Origin of the sequence: Nocardia caishijiensis NBRC 108228, assembly GCF_001612825.1 — a bacterium.
GTDB classification, from domain to species: Bacteria; Actinomycetota; Actinomycetes; order Mycobacteriales; family Mycobacteriaceae; genus Nocardia; species Nocardia caishijiensis.
Map to the genome: position 1 here is coordinate 118,211 of NZ_BDBE01000039.1, position 15,330 is coordinate 133,540.

Sequence of the window (15,330 nt, forward strand, 5' to 3'; positions counted from 1 at the left end):
GCGCCCGAGGATGCCGAAGTATTGCTGGCAGCTAGGTCCCGATCTGCAGAGTCGCCGCTGGCCGCGGCACGACGAGCGAAGAGGTGTGGACATGACAGCGAGTTGGCCCGGTTCGAACGACCCGTTCGACGACATCTTCCAGCGGTTCTTCGGTTCCGGGATGTCGGCGAAACCACCGGTGCAACGCATCGACCTGAGCCGGTTGATGACCGATGACGCGAAGTTGCTGGTCGGTGCGGCACGACAGGCCGCCCAGCAGTGGGGCAACCCGGAGATCACCCCGGAACACCTGCTCTACGCGGCCACCGAGACCGAACCTGCCCGCGACATGATCGATGAACTCAGCCTCGACGCCGACCAGGTCGCCGAGCAGATGCAGGACTATCTCGACACCGGCGCGACGAGCGGCTACGACCTCGCCGACATCACCCTGAGCCCGGCGACCAAGCTGGCCATGCGCGCCGCCCAGCGTCAGGCCGCGCAATCCGGCAGCACCTACATCGGACCCGAACACATCCTGCTCGGCATCGCCTCGCTGCCCGACAGCGTCGCGGCCCAGACCCTGGTCGCCGGTCTGGCGGCCAGCCGGAGCACCGGCGCACCGACACCGGGTACCGCCGCCGCGCAGGCCAAGCGTCAACAACACAAGACCGAGACACCCACATTGGACGAATACGGTCGCGACCTGACCGCCGAGGCACGTGAGGGTCTGATCGACCCGGTGGTCGGGCGGGCGGAGGAGATCGAGGAATCCATCGAGATCCTGTCCCGGCGGCGCAAGAACAATCCGGTGCTGATCGGTGATCCCGGTGTCGGCAAGACCGCGATCGTGGAGGGTCTTGCCCAGCGCATCGTCAACGGCGACGTGCCGACCAGCCTCGCGGACCGGCGGGTGATCGCCCTCGACGTCGGCTCCCTGGTGGCGGGCAGCAAGTATCGCGGCGAATTCGAGGAACGGCTGACCAAGATCCTCGACGAGGTCCGTGCCCACAAGGACGAACTGGTGGTGTTCATCGACGAACTGCACACCATCGTCGGCGCCGGGGGTGGCGGCGAGGGCTCGATGGACGCGGGCAACCTGCTCAAACCGGCTCTCGCTCGCGGTGACCTGCACGTCGTGGGTGCGACGACGATCGACGAGTACCGCAAGTACATCGAGAAGGACGCCGCGCTCGAGCGCCGCTTCCAGCCGGTGATGGTCGCCGAGCCCTCGGTGGCCGACACCATCGAGATCCTGCGCGGGCTCGCCGACGTGTACGAGGAGCACCACCAGGTGCGCTACTCCGACGAGGCACTGGTCGCGGCGGCGCAGCTGTCGGATCGCTACATCACCGACCGGTTCATGCCCGACAAGGCGATCGATTTGGTGGACCAGGCGGGTGCGCGGGTGCGGTTGCGCTCGGGCACCACCGACCCCGAGCTCAAGGCCAAAGAAGACGAGATCGCCCGGCTGTACCGCGAGAAGGACGCGGCCGTCGACAACGAGGACTACGAGAAGGCCAAGGCGCTCAAGGCCGACATCGCGACCGCCGAGCAGGAACTGGAGGAATCCGGCGTCACCGCCACTGAGCCGGAGGTCCAGGTGGTCGACATCGCCGAGGTCATCTCGCGGCGGACCGGCATTCCGGTGGCCGATCTGACCGCCGAGGAGAAGCAGCGCCTGCTCGAGCTGGAGAACGTGCTGCACAAGCGGGTGATCGGCCAGAACGAGGCGATCGTCGCGGTCGCCGAGGCGGTACGCCGAGCCCGCGCGGGCCTCAAGGATCCGAACCGGCCCATCGGGTCGTTCCTGTTCCTCGGGCCGACCGGGGTGGGCAAGACCGAGCTGGCCAAGGCGCTGGCCGAGGCGGTGTTCGGTGACGAGGACCGGCTGATCCGCTTCGACATGAGCGAATTCCAGGAGAAGCACACGGTCTCGCGGCTCGTCGGCGCGCCGCCCGGATATGTCGGGTACGACGATGCCGCCCAGCTCACCGACAAGGTGCGTCGGCAGCCGTATTCGGTGATCCTGTTCGACGAGGTCGAGAAGGCACATCCCGATGTGTTCAATGTGCTGCTGCAACTGCTCGACGACGGGCACGTCACCGATTCCAAGGGCCGCACGGTCGATTTCAAGAACACCATCGTCATCATGACGTCGAACATCGGTTCGCAGCTGATCCTCGACGCCCCCGCCGGTGATCTCGATTCCATCGTTCCCCAGCTCGAGGAGAAGTTGCGGTCGCACTTCCGGCCGGAGTTTCTCAACCGCATCGATGAGCAGATCGTGTTCCACCGCCTCGACAAGTCACAGCTCGAGGAGATCGTGGAGCTCATCCTCGACCGCACCCGGCGGATGCTGGCGGCGCAGGACGTGGAACTCGACATCAGCCAGTCGGCGGTGGACTGGTTGGGCGAGAAGGGTTTCCAGCCCGAGTTCGGTGCCCGGCCGTTGCGCCGGACGGTGCAGCGCGAACTCGACAACCGGGTGTCGCGACTGCTGCTCGACGGCGGCCTGCAATCGGGCGGCACGGTGAAGGTGGACACCGCGGGCGACGATCTGGTGGTCACCGCGACGATGCCCACCGGTGCGGCCGAGAGCAACGGCGAGGCACCGAAGAAGAGCACCAAGAAGAAGGGTGGCGGCAAGAAGCTGGTCGATTCGAAGTGACCGCGCGACGGTGACCCGGTGCGAAGACGGACCGGGCCACCGACGTCGTGCGGATCAGCCGCCGGTGACCACGCAGGACTCGCCGAAGCGATACCCCCGGCCGACGCTCACGTCGACGGCGCGGCCGATGCCGTCCTGGACCGCGGCCAGGGTGTGCGCTCCGGTGCTCGACGGCACCCACGGCATGGTCGCGATGCCGTCGGTGGGATTCACGACCGCGAGCAACGTCCCGTTGTCGTAGAACGCGACAGGAACGATGCCGACACTCAGCCGGGCCTCGAGATAATGGGTACACCCGGTGCCGTAATTCGTCGAACTACCGACGCTCAGACTGGGATTCACCGTCAGTTGCGACACCCCGGCCGAAGCCGTCGGCGAGCCGAACATCATCGCCGCCACGGCCGTTCCCACGGCCGCGACGACCACACCACCTGCCCTGTCACTCATATCTCACGTCCTTGTGCTGCGGGGTCGGCCGAACGCGAGGCCGACGAGGTTTCCCCAATCCTGGCCCCATCGGCACCGCTATGGTGGGAGAAACACCCGAATCCCCGCATTCGTCCAGCTACCACCCCGGCCCACGGAACGGCACCGCCCACCGTCCGGCAGCGGCGGAGGTGGGCGGTGTGAGCGAATGTCGAGCGACTTCCCGGCGGCCGGGAGCGAGCCGTCAGGGCATCGGCAAGGGTGGCGTGCTCGGGAAGACGACCGGGAGCGCGGCGAGGGACCGATGGAATGCGCCGGGGCGCCAGACCAGGTCCTCGGCGGGCACGGCCAGACGGATCTCCGGAAGCGCGTCGAGCAGCTGGTCGATGGCGTCCTGCACGATCAGGTACGCGACCGATTTCGCGGGACACCCGTGCGGACCGGTGCTCCACGACAGGTGGGCGCGATTGTGGATCACGTCGAGCCCGGCGATGGCCGGATCGTTGTTGCAGGCGGCCATGCTGATGACGACCGGTTCGTGCGCGGGCAGCCAGGTGTCCTCGATGAGGGTCGGTTGCCGGGGGTAGGTCATGCAGAAGTTGGCCAGCGGCGGATCCGTGAACAGCACCTCGTCGAGGGCGTCGCGGGTCGACATGCTGCCGCCGAGGACATCGCCCGCGAAGCGGTCGTCGGTGAGCATCAACCGCAGCGTGTTGACCACCAGATTGAGCATGGGCTCGATGCCCGCGCCGTAGAGCACCAGCAGCTGGTGCACCAGTTCCTCGTCGGTGAGCGCCGCCGGGTGTTGCAGCAACCGGGTGGCCACATCGTCGCCGGGTTCGCGTTTGCGCAGTCCGACCAGATCGGCCAGGGCGCTGGCGAGCATGTTGTTGCCCGCCTCGGCGTCCGCGCCACCCTCGAAGATCTGCGACATCCCGATGGCCACCTGCTGACCGATCTCCGGTGTGCAGCCGAGCATCGAGTTCAGCGCCTGGAACACCAGCGGGAACGCGTACTGGCTCAACAGGTCCGCCGAGCCGCTGGCGCAGAAGCTGTTGATGAGCGGGATCGCGAACTGCTCGACGGTGCTGTGCATCGCGTACAGGTCGACCCCGGCCAGACCGGCCACATTGGCCTGCCGGTAGCGGGCGTGTTCGGCGCCGGTGGTGCGCAGCGCGGCGGGCCGGAACTGCAGCATGGGCAACACCGGGCAGTCCTTGGGGATGTTGCGTTCCCACATGCGCGGATCGGCCGGGAAGTGGTCGGGATCGTTGAGGATCCGCACCGCGGTGTGATAGCCGATCACCAGGGTGGCCCGGATACCCGGCGAGAGTTCGACCGGGACGAGGGAGCCGAACCGTTCCCGCATCTTCCGGTAGGCAGCCTGCGGGTCGGCCGCGAATTCGGGCGAGTACATCGGCACCCGGACTTCGGCCGCGAGGTCTTGCAAGGTCACCGAACTGCCGCTTCCTGCCTCTGGAATAGGTACTCCGCCAACGTGATCAGCGCACGCAGGCCGTGATCGCGGCGTCGTGCGTCGACCGCGATCACCGGGGTCTCGGGGGTGAGGTCGAGGGCTTCTCGCACCTCTTCGAGCGGGTAGCGACGGAAGCCGTCGAACTCGTTGACCGCCACCGCGTACGGCACGCCGCGCTGTTCCAGCGCCGAGAGCACGTCGTCGGCCTTCTCGATGCGCCGGGTGTCGACCAGAACGAGCGCACCGAGCGCGCCGCGCGCCAGTTCCTCCCACAGCGGCGCGAACCGCTCCTGGCCCGGCGTACCGAACAGGTACAGCGCCAGTTGGGGGTTGAGCGTGAGCCTGCCGAAGTCGAGGGCGACGGTGGTCTGCACCTTGCTGCCGAGACCGGCCAGATCGTCGACACCGATACTCGCCTCGGTGATCGTTTCCTCGGTGCGCAGCGGCCGGATCTCGGACACGGCGCACACGAAGGTCGTCTTGCCGACACCGAAATTGCCCGCGACCAGGATCTTCACCGACCTGGTCACCGTCTCGGCGACGTAGTCGACCTCAGCCTGCGAGGGCACGGAGACCATGGAGCACCTCCTTGATCAACGCCAGTTCCGGCTTCACCTCGGCCGGCGTGGGGCAATGCAGGTGTCCGCTGTCGAGCAGGTCGGACACGATGATCTTCACCACCGAGGCGGGCAGGTCGAGGTACGCCGAGAGTTCGGCGATCGACAGCGCGCCACGGCGGCTGGTGAGCGCGAGTACCCGGCGCTCGTCGGGGCGGTGATCGGGGCGCGCGTCGGCGACGGCACGCACGAGGGTCACCAGATCGAGTTCGTGCGCGGCCCGTGTCCGGCCGCCGGTGCGCACATAGGACCTGACGAGGTCTGGATCACGCCTGCCTCGGCTCATTACCTGACACCGTGCCGTGGCGCCGCACCGATCTCGTGGCCGACCCGCGCGGCCAGCTCGTTCATCCGGTGCGCCACCAGCGCCACGTCGACATCGGCGGTGGTCGCGACCCCGAGCAGCGCGCCGACACCGGCGGCGGTGATCATGATCATGCCCTCGTCGTACTCGGTCATGTTCTGCCGCACGGTGTTCGCCGGTGACCCACAGAACTCACCCAGCGCCTTGCCGAGCGAACGTAGCCCCGAGGCCGCCGCCGCGAACCGTTCGGCATCGTCCTTGGTGACGCCTCGGGAGTGGGCGATGCGTAGACCGTCGTCGGATAGCAGCACGGCGAAGCGGACGCCGGGGATCTCGAGATCCTCGAGCAGCCATGCCAGTCGGTTGGTGCTATCGGCTACCGGTGTGCTCATCGGCTGTTCCTTCCGTGGATCGCTCGGCCGCAGCGGCACGACCGCTGCGGGAACCGCTGTGCCAGGCAGCGGCGAGGTCGGGGCGAGCCTGCCCCACTTCCGTGGTCACCCCCGCCGAATCCGGGGCGACCGGGCGGCGGCGCCGCTTGGGCAGCCCACCGCTGGTGATTTCGTGTACGGCCGCTCGGGGGCCGTCGGTCTCGACGGGGTCGGCCACGGGCACCGGGATGTGCGCGGGCGCGGCCAGTTCGGGCTCAGGGATTCTCGGCGCCTCTCCGCTCACCAGCAGCGCCGACGGCACATAGACCATCGCGCGCATGCCGCCGTAGATATTGGGACCGTCGACGTGCACGGAGAAGCCGTAACGCCGTGCCAGCGCGGCGATACCGGGGAAACCGACTTTGGGGGCCGGTCCCAGGTCGTGGATGTCGACGGAGCGTTCGCCGCTGAGGACCAGTCGCGCGTCCTCCAGCTGTTCGGGGCTCATCCGCATGCCCGCGTCGTCGACGATGATCGTGACGCCGTGGTGGCCTTCCTGGAAGCCGACTTCGACGAACGAAGAGGGCGGCGAGTACCGCAGCGCGTTGTCGAGCAGGGTGGCCAGGGTGTGCACGAGCGGCTCGACGGCGCGGCTGATGACGATGCGCTCGGATTGGGCCGCGTGGACGCGGAGGAATTCACGCACTCGCCCGGTGGCGCCGCCCGCGACATCGGTGAGCGACTGCTGCGGCCAGCGACGACCAGGCAGACCACCGGAGACGATCACGTAGGACTGCGCCTGCCGGATCATCTGCTGCACGGTGTGGTCGATGCGAGTGAGGGTCTCGTAGACGGCGTCGTCACGGTGTTCGCGCAGTGCGGTACTCACCACCTGACCGAGGTCGGTGCCGAGGCTGACGACCGAGGTGCCGAACGAGCGCACCGCCGCGCTGGTCGCCGCACGGGAGGAAGCCTGCAGTTCGGTGCGGGTCTCCTCGCGGGCGGCCTGGACCTCGGCGGCGCGGCGTTGCTCGCCGTAGCGCTCGACCATGGCCCTGGTCTCCTCGGCGACCACGCGCAGGTCGTCGGCGTGCCCGGTCGCGATCGTCTGCAGCGACTGGCCGAGCGGCGCGTCGCGCAGTTCGGCGGGCAGTTCCACCGCGACCGACGGAATGTCGTGTCGCCGTACGGCATCGGTGATGGCGGGCAGGGTGATCTGGGCGAGGTGATGCACCGCGGCCTCACACAGTTCGCGCTCCCGCTTGGCGCTGTCGGCGCGTGCTCGTTGTTTACGCTCGTTGTGCATGGCGAGCACAGCCACGGCGATGGCCGCGAGGACCACCAGGGCTCCGATGATGAGCGACAGCACCGCGATTCCGGAGTTCATCTGTTCTTTCGTCGTCGTTCCACCCGGGCAGTCGCCCTCGACCCGGACCGCGCGGTTACCCGATACGCGACCCCTGCTTCCAGCGACCCGCACACATTAGCAGCACTGTGACCGTTTCGATATGGAACGTCCTGTCAGACATCGGATTTGCCGCCGACCTTCCTGTTCAGCCGTCGACGGACCGTCCTCCGCGTACCCCACGCGGTCGCCGCGGAACCGGGGGTACCGGATACTATCCCGGCGTGGCCAAACTGAAGTTGAGTATCGATGTCCCCCTCGCGCCGGACAAGGCGTGGGAGCACGCCTCCGACCTGGAGCACCTCGGTGACTGGCTGGCCATGCACGAGGCGTGGCGCGGCACGGTTCCCGAGGAACTCACCGAGGGAACGGTGCTCATCGGCGTGGCGCGAGTGAAGGGGTTCCGCAACAAGGTCACCTGGACGGTGCGTACCGCCCGGCCGCCGCACAAGCTCGCGCTGACCGGCGCCGGGGTCGGTGGGACCAAGTTCGGTATCGATCTGACCGTGCGGCCGAAGGGTGACGGTTCGGCGGTCGACCTGACCGTCGAGCTGGGTGGCGCACCGCTGTTCGGCCCGATCGGCTCCACCGTCGCCAAGGCGCTGCGCGGTGATTTCGAGCGATCGCTCGCGACCTTCGTGCGGCTCTACGGCTGAGTTCCGGCCGCCGACAGCGCCGCCGCCACCGACTCCGGCGCGGCGGGCAGCAACGGCAGCCGCACCGCGGCGCTGGGGATCTCGCCTCGGGCGGCGAGGACACCCTTGATGACGGTGGGGTTCGGCTCGGCGAACAGCGCGGCACCGAGCGCGTCGAGCCGGTTGCCCACCGCGCGGCCACGCGCGAGATCGCCCGTCCCCCAGGCGCGCACGAGTTCGGCATACCCACCGGGCGCGACATTGGCCGCCGCCAGGATCGCGCCGTCGGCACCGAGTGCCAGCAGCGGCGAGGCGAACCGATCGTCACCGGCCAGCACGGTGGTTCGGTCCCCCACGGTCGCCAGCAATTCCACGGTGGCATCGGTGATGCCGCCGACGGCGTGCTTGAAACCGGCGATGTTCGCGATGGTGGTGAGCCGGATCAGGGTGGCCGCGCCGAGCGGGCGCGCGGTCCGGTACGGCACGTCGTAGACGAGGATCGGCGCGGGGCTCGCGGCGGCGAGCTCGGTGAAGTGCGCGATCACACCCGCCTCGCTCGGCCGGACGTAATAGGGCACCACCGACAGCACCGCCGCCGCCGACGGCGGCACGGCGGCCACCGCGTGAGCGGCGTCGACGGTGGCGTTGCCGCCCGCACACACGATCAACGGCGCGTCCCGTTCGACACACACCGCGGCGCAGATGTCGAGCACCTCGGCGCGTTCGGTGGATGTCAGCGCCGACGGTTCGGCCGTCGTGCCGAGCGCGACGAGCCCGGTGGCACCGGCGTCGAGAACCGCGTGCGCGTGCGTGCGCAGCGCGTCGGGCGCGAGGGCACCGTCGGCGGTGAAGGGGGTGACGAGGGGGACGAACAGGCCGTGCAGCGATGTCATGACTCCATCGTCGGGCCCGATGATCGTAAGGTCCAGTTCACATTGATGACGTCGAGCATAAGCTGAACTGATGCTCGATGTCCGCAAACTCCGCCTGCTGCGCGAACTCGCCCGTCGCGGCACCATCGCGGCGGTCGCCGAAGCGCTCAGCTACACACCGTCGGCGGTGTCCCAACAGCTCAGCGCGCTCGAGAAGGACGCGGGCGTGGCGCTGCTCGAGCGGTCGGGTCGCCGGGTGACGCTCACCCCCTCGGCCCACCTGCTGGTCGGTCACACCGAGACCGTGCTCGCCGCCCTCGAACGCGCCGACGCCGAATTGGCCGGTGCGCGGACCGCGTTGGTCGGCACGCTGCGTATCGGCGCGTTCCCCACCGCCGCGCGCACCTTGCTGTCGCCCGCTCTGGTGGCACTGAGCACCGAACACCCCCACCTGGAACTGACCGTCACCGAGATCGACCCCGCCGGGGTGCCCGACGCCCTGCGCGCGGGCACCCTCGACATCGCGCTCACCCACGACTACGACCTGGTGCCCGCCGACCGCGACCGCGCGTTGCACACCGAACCCCTGCACTCCGAAACGGTCTATCTCGCCACCAGGGCCGCAGTGCCCGCCGACAACCCGTTGCGCGCCCATCGCGACTCCCCCTGGATCGCGGGCACTCCTGGCACGCTGTGCCACACGATGACGATCCGTGCCTGTCAGGCAACGGGCTTCACGCCACGGGTTCGTCATCACGCCGACGATTTCGACACGGTGCTCGCCCTGGTGGCCGCCGGGGCAGGCATCGCGATCATCCCCGGTCTGGCGCTGTACGCACCGCCGGAGCATCTCGTTCTCACGCCATTGTCGATGCGTCGGCACACCCATCTCGCCTACCGTGACGGCACCGGCGACCATCCGGCCGTCCGTGCGGCACGCAGTGCCCTCCACGACGCGGCCGCCGGTCGCCACGCACCCGCGCGCGGTGCCTGATCACGCCGATCTGTCCCGATTGGTGGCGCGCTGACGGGTGCGGGTTGCGCTGACCGGGTCGATGGCGGGCGTCGCCCACTGCTCGGCCAGGGCCAGGCTCGGTTCACGGCCGGACGCCACATGGCGATGGGCGATGTCGGCCGCGGTGTGCGGGTCGTTGGCCGCGATGGCGGCGTAGAGCGCTTCGTGTTCGTCACATTGGGTGCCCGGGTCGCGCTCCCTGGTGAGATGGAACAGCCACCGCACGCGAGACTCCAAGGGCCGCAACAGCGATTGCAGCAACGGGTTGCCGGAGATCTCCACGATGAGCGCGTGGAATCCGGCGTTGGCCGCCGCGATGGCGGCCTGTTCGCCGCGTTCGGTGGCCGCGCGGGCGGCCGTGAGCTGCGCGCGCAGGGCGGTGAGGTCGGCCGACTCGGCCCGTTCGGCGGCCAGCCGGGCCGCCAGCACCTCGAGGCTCTCGCGCACGTCGAACAGATCGCGCACGTCGGCGACCGTGAACGGGGCGACGATGGCGCCCTGCCGAGGCACGATCACCACCAGCCCCTCGCGCTCGAGCAGATGCAGCGCCTCGCGCAGCGGGATCCGGGAGATGTCGAGTTCGGTGGCGAGATCACGTTCGACCAACCGCTGTCCCGGACTCAACCGCAGATCGATGATCCGATCCCGCAGTTCCTCATATGCCTGATCCCGCAGCGATTTCCGCACCGGTTGCGCCACCGCACCATCCCTTCCGCCCCTGTTCGCACTCCACGGTAGTCGCGTGGCCGCCGGGCGACCGATTCTTACTTCTCGGTAATCCGGCCGTCACGCGCGGACCGCACGCTGACACTTAACGGTATACCGCTAAGGCGGTTCGTTCGATCCAGGAGTACCCCGTGCACAAGTCCACCAGGCGCGCGATCGCCTTCGGCTCCGCCGCCCTCACCGCCGCCGCCCTGCTGTCGGCCTGCGGATCCGCCGACACCGCCGCCGCGGGCGGCAAGCTGAAGGTCGGCGTGTTCTTCCCCGGTTCGCTGTCGGACACCGGCTTCATGCAGTCGGGGTATCTCGGCTATCAGCGCATCGCCGACGCCCTCGGCGAGAAGGTCGAACTGAGCAAGGTCGAACAGGTCGCCGCCGCGGATTACCAGCAGGCGCTGGTCCGCTTCGCCTCGACCAACGACCTGGTCATCTCACTCGGCGGCCAGACCGACGCCGATGTGCGCAAGGTGGCGCCGCAGTTCCCGAACGTGAAGTTCGTCGAGATCGGTGGGCCCGCCGACGCGAAGCCGATGGCCAATCTGGCCTACTACGACCCGCAACAGGCCGAGGCGGAGTTCCTCAGCGGCGCGGTGTCGGCGGTGGGCTCGAAAACCGGCGCGGTGGCCTTCGTCGGCGGCGTGGAGCTGCCCGCGATCGTCAACGCCGCCACTGCCTTCGGCAACGGCGCGCGGTTCGCGAAGCCGGATGTCGAGGTACTCACCCCGCAATACCTCGGCGATTTCAACGACCCGGCCAAAGCCAAACAGGCCGCGCTCGCCGACTACGGTGCGGGCGCGGGCACGCTTGGCCAGATCGTGAACCTGGGCAAGGCGGGTCTGGAACAGGCCGCGGCCCAAGCGGGTGCCACGGTGGTGGGCGGCCCGATCCCCGGCGACTGCACCAACCCCGTGTACCTGGGTTACGTGCACACCGACATCGGCGCCGAGGTCGAGTACGCGGTGAAGGCCGTCCTGGACAACTCGTGGAAGGCCGAGAATGTGCGGTTCGGGCTCACCTCGCCCAACGACGGCACCGATTTCGTCCTGTGCGGCAAGGACGCCGCGGTCGCCGACGCACTCGCCGAGGCGAAAACGGCGCTTGCCACCGGCGCGGTGAAGCCGTACTGATGAGCGCTCCCGCATTGACCCTGCACAGGGTCGGGAAGAGCTTCGGGGCGGTCCGGGCACTGCACGACGTGGACGTCACGGTCGAATCCGGCTCCGTCCATTGCGTTCTCGGCGAGAACGGCGCGGGCAAGTCCACGCTGTGCAATCTCGTCTTCGGTGCCTTCCAGCCCGACACGGGACGAATCGAGCTGGGCGGCAAACCCTTCCGGCCTGACTCCCCCTCGGCCGCGATGAGCGCCGGTGTCGCCATGGTGCACCAGCACTTCAGCCTGGTCACCACCATGACCGTCGCGGAGAATCTGCTGCTCACCCAGCACGGACTTCGGTTGCGCCGCACAGAGCTGATCGAGCGGCTCGACGAGATCGCAACGCGCTATCGGCTGCGGGTCGATCTCGACCAGCAGGTCGCGACGATGCCGGTGGGCGCCAGACAGAAGGTCGAGATCGTCAAAGCCCTGCTGCGGGATCCGGCGCTGATCCTGCTCGACGAACCGACAGGAGTGCTCGATCCCGCCGAGATCGACGCGCTGATCGACACCTGCCGAGCCATTGCCGCCGACGGCAAGGCGGTGGTGCTGGTGACGCACAAACTCGGCGAGGTGGCCAGGGTCGCCGACGCGGCGACGGTGCTGCGCCGTGGCACGGTCGCCGGTGGCGGACCGTTGCCCGCGACCGGCATCGCCGAGTTGCTCACCGCGATGGTCGGCGGCAAGGCCACCGATCTCGACCCGACCGTGGCAGCGACGATCGGCGTGGATCCGAGTGAGCCCACCCGGGAGCTCAACCAAACTGTTTCGGCCACAAAATCTTCCGGTGACAAGGCCGCCAAGAACCAGGGCGGCCGGGTCGCGGGCGATCCCGAGACCACGCGCCGTCGCGGCGAATCCGTCGCCACGAGCCCGCCCGTATCAGTTCTCACTGTCGACCGCGTGACCGTCCGAAGACCCGACGGCAGTGTCGCGCTCGACGGAGCACGCCTGACAGTGCGGTCGGGCGAGATCGTCGGGGTGGCGGGCGTCGAGGGCAACGGGCAGAGCGAGCTCGTCGCGATGCTCGGCGGTGGCACCCCGGTGCACGCGGGCACCGTCACCCTCGCCGGTACCGACATCACCGCCGCGAGCCCCGCCACGCGAACCTCGCTCGGACTCGGCGTCGTCCCCGAGGATCGCCATCGAGACGGGATGGTCGCCGACATGACGTTGGCCGAGAACCTCTTCCTCGGCAGACTCGCCCGGTTCCGCCGCTTCGGCCTCCTCGACCGGCAGGCGATGCGTCGCGCCGCGCAGGCCGAACTCGACCGCTTCGATGTGCGCGCGGCCGGTCCGTCGGTGCCCATGGGGTCGCTGTCGGGCGGCAACCAGCAGAAGGTCGTGCTCGCACGTGAATTGTCCACCCCGCACCTGCGGTGTCTCGTCGCCGCCCAGCCGACCCGCGGATTGGACATCGGCGCGGTCGATTTCGTCCTCACCCGACTGCGCCGGGCCGCCGCCGACGGCTGCGGGGTGCTGGTGGTGTCGAGCGAGGTACCCGAACTGCTCGCGTTGTGTGACCGGGTGTTCGTCGCGTATCGCGGCGCCCTCACCGGACCGGTGGACACCGCCGCTCCCGCGGCGGCACAGCGGATCAGCGAACTGATGATGGGAGTCGCGGGATGAGCGGTCGAGCCCCGGAGGCGGCGGATCTGCGTCGCTTGGCCCATCACCCGATCGTTGTCGCCCTCGCTGCCATGCTCGCCGCAGGCGTGGCCGGTCTGGCCCTGGCCGCCGTCGCGGGCGCCGCCCCCGCCGCGACGATGACCGCGCTGTGGGACGGCATGTTCGGGACCGACTACGCGATCGGTGCCTCGCTCAACGTCGCCGCCACCCTGATGCTGGTGGCCGTCGGCTTCACCATCGCCCACCGCGCGGGGCTGGTCAATGTCGGTGGCGAGGGACAGATCTGCGCCGGTGGCATCGCCGCCACCGCGATCGGCACCACCCTCACCGACGCACCCGCCGCGATCACCCTGCCCGCGGTGCTGATCGGTGCGGCCGCCGCGGGGTGGCTGTGGGCCGCGATCGCGGCGTATCTGCGGGTCGCGCGCGGCACCAGCGAGATCATCACCACGCTGCTGCTCAACTTCGTCGGCCTGGCACTGGTGCTGCTGGTGGTGCACGAGCCCGCGCTGCTGCGTCAGCCGGTGACCTCTTCGGAGACGCTGCCGCAGTCCGAGCCGCTCACCGCGGCCGCGCAGCTGCCGCTACTCGGCATCGAACGCTCCCCCGCGACCATCGCGCTGTGGATCGCCGTCATCGCCGCCTGCGGCACGGCGATCCTGCTGCGGCACACGGCACTCGGTACCCGGCTGCGCGCGGTCGGGCTCAATCCCGACGCGGCGGCCAGGCTCGGGGTGCCGGTGCGGCGGTCGCGCTTTCTGAGTCTCTCGGCGGCGGGTGCGTTCGCGGGTCTCGCAGGCGGGTTGCTGGTGGCCACGGCGCCGTTCGTGCTGGCCGAGGGGTTCTCCTCCGGGTACGGATTCTCCGGGCTCGTCGTCGGTTTGCTGGCGCGCGGCTCCCTGGCCGCCGTGGTCGCGGTGTCGCTGGTGCTCGGATTCCTCGTCTCCGGCGGGATCAATCTGCAGCTGGCCGCGAACGTGCCCGCCTCGACCGTCTCGATCGTGGAGTCACTGATGATCGTCTTCATCGCTGGAGCCGCCCTCTGGACCCGCCGGACGCGCAAACCCGCTGCGCCCCAACCTGTTTCCGACACCACTGAACCGGCAGGAGCGCCGCGATGAGCCTCGATACGGTCACCGACATCGCCACCAGCGGAATCGGCTTCACCCTCCCCATCCTCGTCGCGGCGAGCGGTGAGCTGATCAGCGAGCGTGCGGGCGTGCTGAACCTGAGCCTCGAGGCGATGATGCTCACCGGCGCGTTCGCGGGCGTGCTCGGGGCCGTCGCCACCGGTTCACCCGTCCTCGGCGCGGCCACCGCCGTGCTCGCCGCCCTGATCTTCGGTGTGCTGCAGGCCGTCTGGAGTATCGGCCTGCGTGCCGACCAGATCGTCGTCGGCATCGCGAGCAACGCACTCGCGCTCGGTGCGACCACCTACGGTGCCCGCCTGCTGCTCGCCGACGGCAAGGGCCACCGCGTGCCGGGCTTCGACGCACTGAGACTTCCTGTGCTGCACCGAATCCCGGTCGTCGGTCCGGCACTGTTCGGCCAGACCGCCCTCGGCTACCTGTGCCTCGCGGTCGTCGCCGTCCTGGCGTTCGTGTTCTCCCGGCGCACCAAGGTCGGCCTGGTGATCGACGCGATCGGTGAGGACGCCGTCGCCGCCGACCGCACCGGACTGCCGGTGCGGGCCGTCCGCTACGGCTGTGTGTTGCTGGCCGCGTTCGCCGCGGGCCTCGGCGGTGCCCAGCTGGCGCTGTCGGAGGTGCATTCGTTCAGCGACAACATGACCGGTGGCATCGGATACCTGGCCGTGGTCGCGGTGATCGCGGGCCGCTGGCGGGCGCTCGGCGTCATCTGGGCGTCGGTGTTCTTCGGCATCGCCCAGGCGTTGCAGTTCGCGTTGCCCGCGCTCGGCGTCGACGTGCCGTTCGCACTGCTGGTGATGCTGCCGTACCTGATCGCGATCGTCGCCGTCAGCGGTGTGGTCGGCAACAGCCGGGCCCCACGCGACCTCACCGTCGCCTTCGCCCGAACCTCCTGACCCGCCCCG

15 protein-coding genes are annotated in these 15,330 nt (G+C 69.3%); 7 read left to right on the forward strand and 8 right to left on the reverse strand.

The features are described from left to right. The first annotated feature begins 91 nt into the window (after positions 1–91). Positions 92–2,650, forward strand: a complete 2,559-nt coding sequence (locus NC7_RS21890) for an ATP-dependent Clp protease ATP-binding subunit (RefSeq protein WP_067986074.1) — start codon at positions 92–94, stop codon at positions 2,648–2,650. 54 nt (positions 2,651–2,704) lie between these two features. Here NC7_RS21890 and NC7_RS21895 read toward each other — a convergent pair whose 3' ends face one another. The 6 genes from NC7_RS21895 to NC7_RS21920 all read right to left on the reverse strand — a co-directional run bounded on the left by NC7_RS21895 (position 2,705) and on the right by NC7_RS21920 (position 7,232). Further along, entirely contained in the window at positions 2,705–3,097 is a 393-nt protein-coding gene (locus NC7_RS21895) for a hypothetical protein (RefSeq protein ID WP_067986076.1), read from the reverse strand. Between the two features lie 223 nt (positions 3,098–3,320). After that, on the reverse strand, positions 3,321–4,493 hold the full coding sequence (locus NC7_RS21900; RefSeq protein WP_084458697.1) for a cytochrome P450: 1,173 nt from the start codon (positions 4,491–4,493) through the stop codon (positions 3,321–3,323). A gap of 35 nt (positions 4,494–4,528) precedes the next feature. Continuing rightward, positions 4,529–5,131: a GTP-binding protein gene (locus NC7_RS21905; protein ID WP_174550255.1), complete on the reverse strand. Its 603-nt coding sequence runs from the start codon at positions 5,129–5,131 to the stop codon at positions 4,529–4,531. Then, on the reverse strand, positions 5,106–5,456 hold the full coding sequence (locus NC7_RS21910) for a DUF742 domain-containing protein (RefSeq protein ID WP_067986078.1): 351 nt from the start codon (positions 5,454–5,456) through the stop codon (positions 5,106–5,108). The genes NC7_RS21905 and NC7_RS21910 overlap by 26 nt, the downstream gene beginning before the upstream one ends. Then, entirely contained in the window at positions 5,456–5,866 is a 411-nt protein-coding gene (locus NC7_RS21915) for a roadblock/LC7 domain-containing protein (protein WP_067986081.1), read from the reverse strand. Before NC7_RS21915 ends, NC7_RS21910 begins: the two co-directional genes overlap by 1 nt. Next, a complete protein-coding gene (locus NC7_RS21920; RefSeq protein WP_067986083.1) occupies positions 5,844–7,232 on the reverse strand; it encodes a sensor histidine kinase in 1,389 nt (462 codons plus the stop codon). The genes NC7_RS21915 and NC7_RS21920 overlap by 23 nt, the downstream gene beginning before the upstream one ends. Before the next feature lie 242 nt (positions 7,233–7,474). Here NC7_RS21920 and NC7_RS21925 point away from each other — a divergent pair, with 242 nt between their 5' ends. After that, entirely contained in the window at positions 7,475–7,906 is a 432-nt protein-coding gene (locus NC7_RS21925) for a type II toxin-antitoxin system Rv0910 family toxin (RefSeq protein ID WP_067986085.1), read from the forward strand. Here NC7_RS21925 and NC7_RS21930 read toward each other — a convergent pair. Continuing rightward, positions 7,897–8,778, reverse strand: coding sequence for a dihydrodipicolinate synthase family protein (locus tag NC7_RS21930; RefSeq protein ID WP_067986087.1), 882 nt, complete (start codon positions 8,776–8,778; stop codon positions 7,897–7,899). The two genes, NC7_RS21925 and NC7_RS21930, sit on opposite strands and share 10 nt — an antisense overlap. Before the next feature lie 70 nt (positions 8,779–8,848). Between NC7_RS21930 and NC7_RS21935 the strand changes: the two genes are divergently transcribed. Beyond that, on the forward strand, positions 8,849–9,751 hold the full coding sequence (locus NC7_RS21935) for a LysR family transcriptional regulator (protein WP_067986089.1): 903 nt from the start codon (positions 8,849–8,851) through the stop codon (positions 9,749–9,751). Here the strand turns inward: NC7_RS21935 and NC7_RS21940 are convergent, their stop codons facing one another. Further along, complete coding sequence (locus NC7_RS21940) at positions 9,752–10,471, reverse strand: GntR family transcriptional regulator (RefSeq protein ID WP_067986091.1); 720 nt, start codon at positions 10,469–10,471, stop codon at positions 9,752–9,754. 158 nt (positions 10,472–10,629) lie between these two features. On the opposite strand from NC7_RS21940, the gene NC7_RS21945 reads away from it, so the two are divergent. From NC7_RS21945 to NC7_RS21960, 4 genes are read left to right on the forward strand one after another with little or no spacing between them, the layout of a single operon-like run. Beyond that, the gene (locus tag NC7_RS21945) at positions 10,630–11,622 is read left to right on the forward strand and encodes a BMP family protein (RefSeq protein WP_067986093.1); all 993 of its coding nucleotides are present in this window, start codon (positions 10,630–10,632) and stop codon (positions 11,620–11,622) included. Then, a complete protein-coding gene (locus NC7_RS21950) occupies positions 11,622–13,277 on the forward strand; it encodes an ABC transporter ATP-binding protein (protein WP_067986095.1) in 1,656 nt (551 codons plus the stop codon). Before NC7_RS21945 ends, NC7_RS21950 begins: the two co-directional genes overlap by 1 nt. Then, positions 13,274–14,398, forward strand: a complete 1,125-nt coding sequence (locus tag NC7_RS21955; protein ID WP_067986097.1) for an ABC transporter permease — start codon at positions 13,274–13,276, stop codon at positions 14,396–14,398. The genes NC7_RS21950 and NC7_RS21955 overlap by 4 nt, the downstream gene beginning before the upstream one ends. After that, positions 14,395–15,321: an ABC transporter permease gene (locus NC7_RS21960; RefSeq protein WP_067986099.1), complete on the forward strand. Its 927-nt coding sequence runs from the start codon at positions 14,395–14,397 to the stop codon at positions 15,319–15,321. The genes NC7_RS21955 and NC7_RS21960 overlap by 4 nt, the downstream gene beginning before the upstream one ends. The last annotated feature ends 9 nt before the right edge of the window (positions 15,322–15,330 follow it).

Bases quoted from the DNA above. Each gene is read 5' to 3' on its own strand.
- NC7_RS21890 (WP_067986074.1), top strand. From the start codon at position 92: ATGACAGCGAGTTGGCCCGGTTCGAACGACCCGTTCGACGACATCTTC.
- NC7_RS21895 (WP_067986076.1), bottom strand. From the start codon at position 3,097: ATGAGTGACAGGGCAGGTGGTGTGGTCGTCGCGGCCGTGGGAACGGCC.
- NC7_RS21900 (WP_084458697.1), bottom strand. From the start codon at position 4,493: ATGTACTCGCCCGAATTCGCGGCCGACCCGCAGGCTGCCTACCGGAAG.
- NC7_RS21905 (WP_174550255.1), bottom strand. From the start codon at position 5,131: ATGGTCTCCGTGCCCTCGCAGGCTGAGGTCGACTACGTCGCCGAGACG.
- NC7_RS21910 (WP_067986078.1), bottom strand. From the start codon at position 5,456: ATGAGCCGAGGCAGGCGTGATCCAGACCTCGTCAGGTCCTATGTGCGC.
- NC7_RS21915 (WP_067986081.1), bottom strand. From the start codon at position 5,866: ATGAGCACACCGGTAGCCGATAGCACCAACCGACTGGCATGGCTGCTC.
- NC7_RS21920 (WP_067986083.1), bottom strand. From the start codon at position 7,232: ATGAACTCCGGAATCGCGGTGCTGTCGCTCATCATCGGAGCCCTGGTG.
- NC7_RS21930 (WP_067986087.1), bottom strand. From the start codon at position 8,778: ATGACATCGCTGCACGGCCTGTTCGTCCCCCTCGTCACCCCCTTCACC.
- NC7_RS21935 (WP_067986089.1), top strand. From the start codon at position 8,849: ATGCTCGATGTCCGCAAACTCCGCCTGCTGCGCGAACTCGCCCGTCGC.
- NC7_RS21950 (WP_067986095.1), top strand. From the start codon at position 11,622: ATGAGCGCTCCCGCATTGACCCTGCACAGGGTCGGGAAGAGCTTCGGG.
- NC7_RS21955 (WP_067986097.1), top strand. From the start codon at position 13,274: ATGAGCGGTCGAGCCCCGGAGGCGGCGGATCTGCGTCGCTTGGCCCAT.
- NC7_RS21960 (WP_067986099.1), top strand. From the start codon at position 14,395: ATGAGCCTCGATACGGTCACCGACATCGCCACCAGCGGAATCGGCTTC.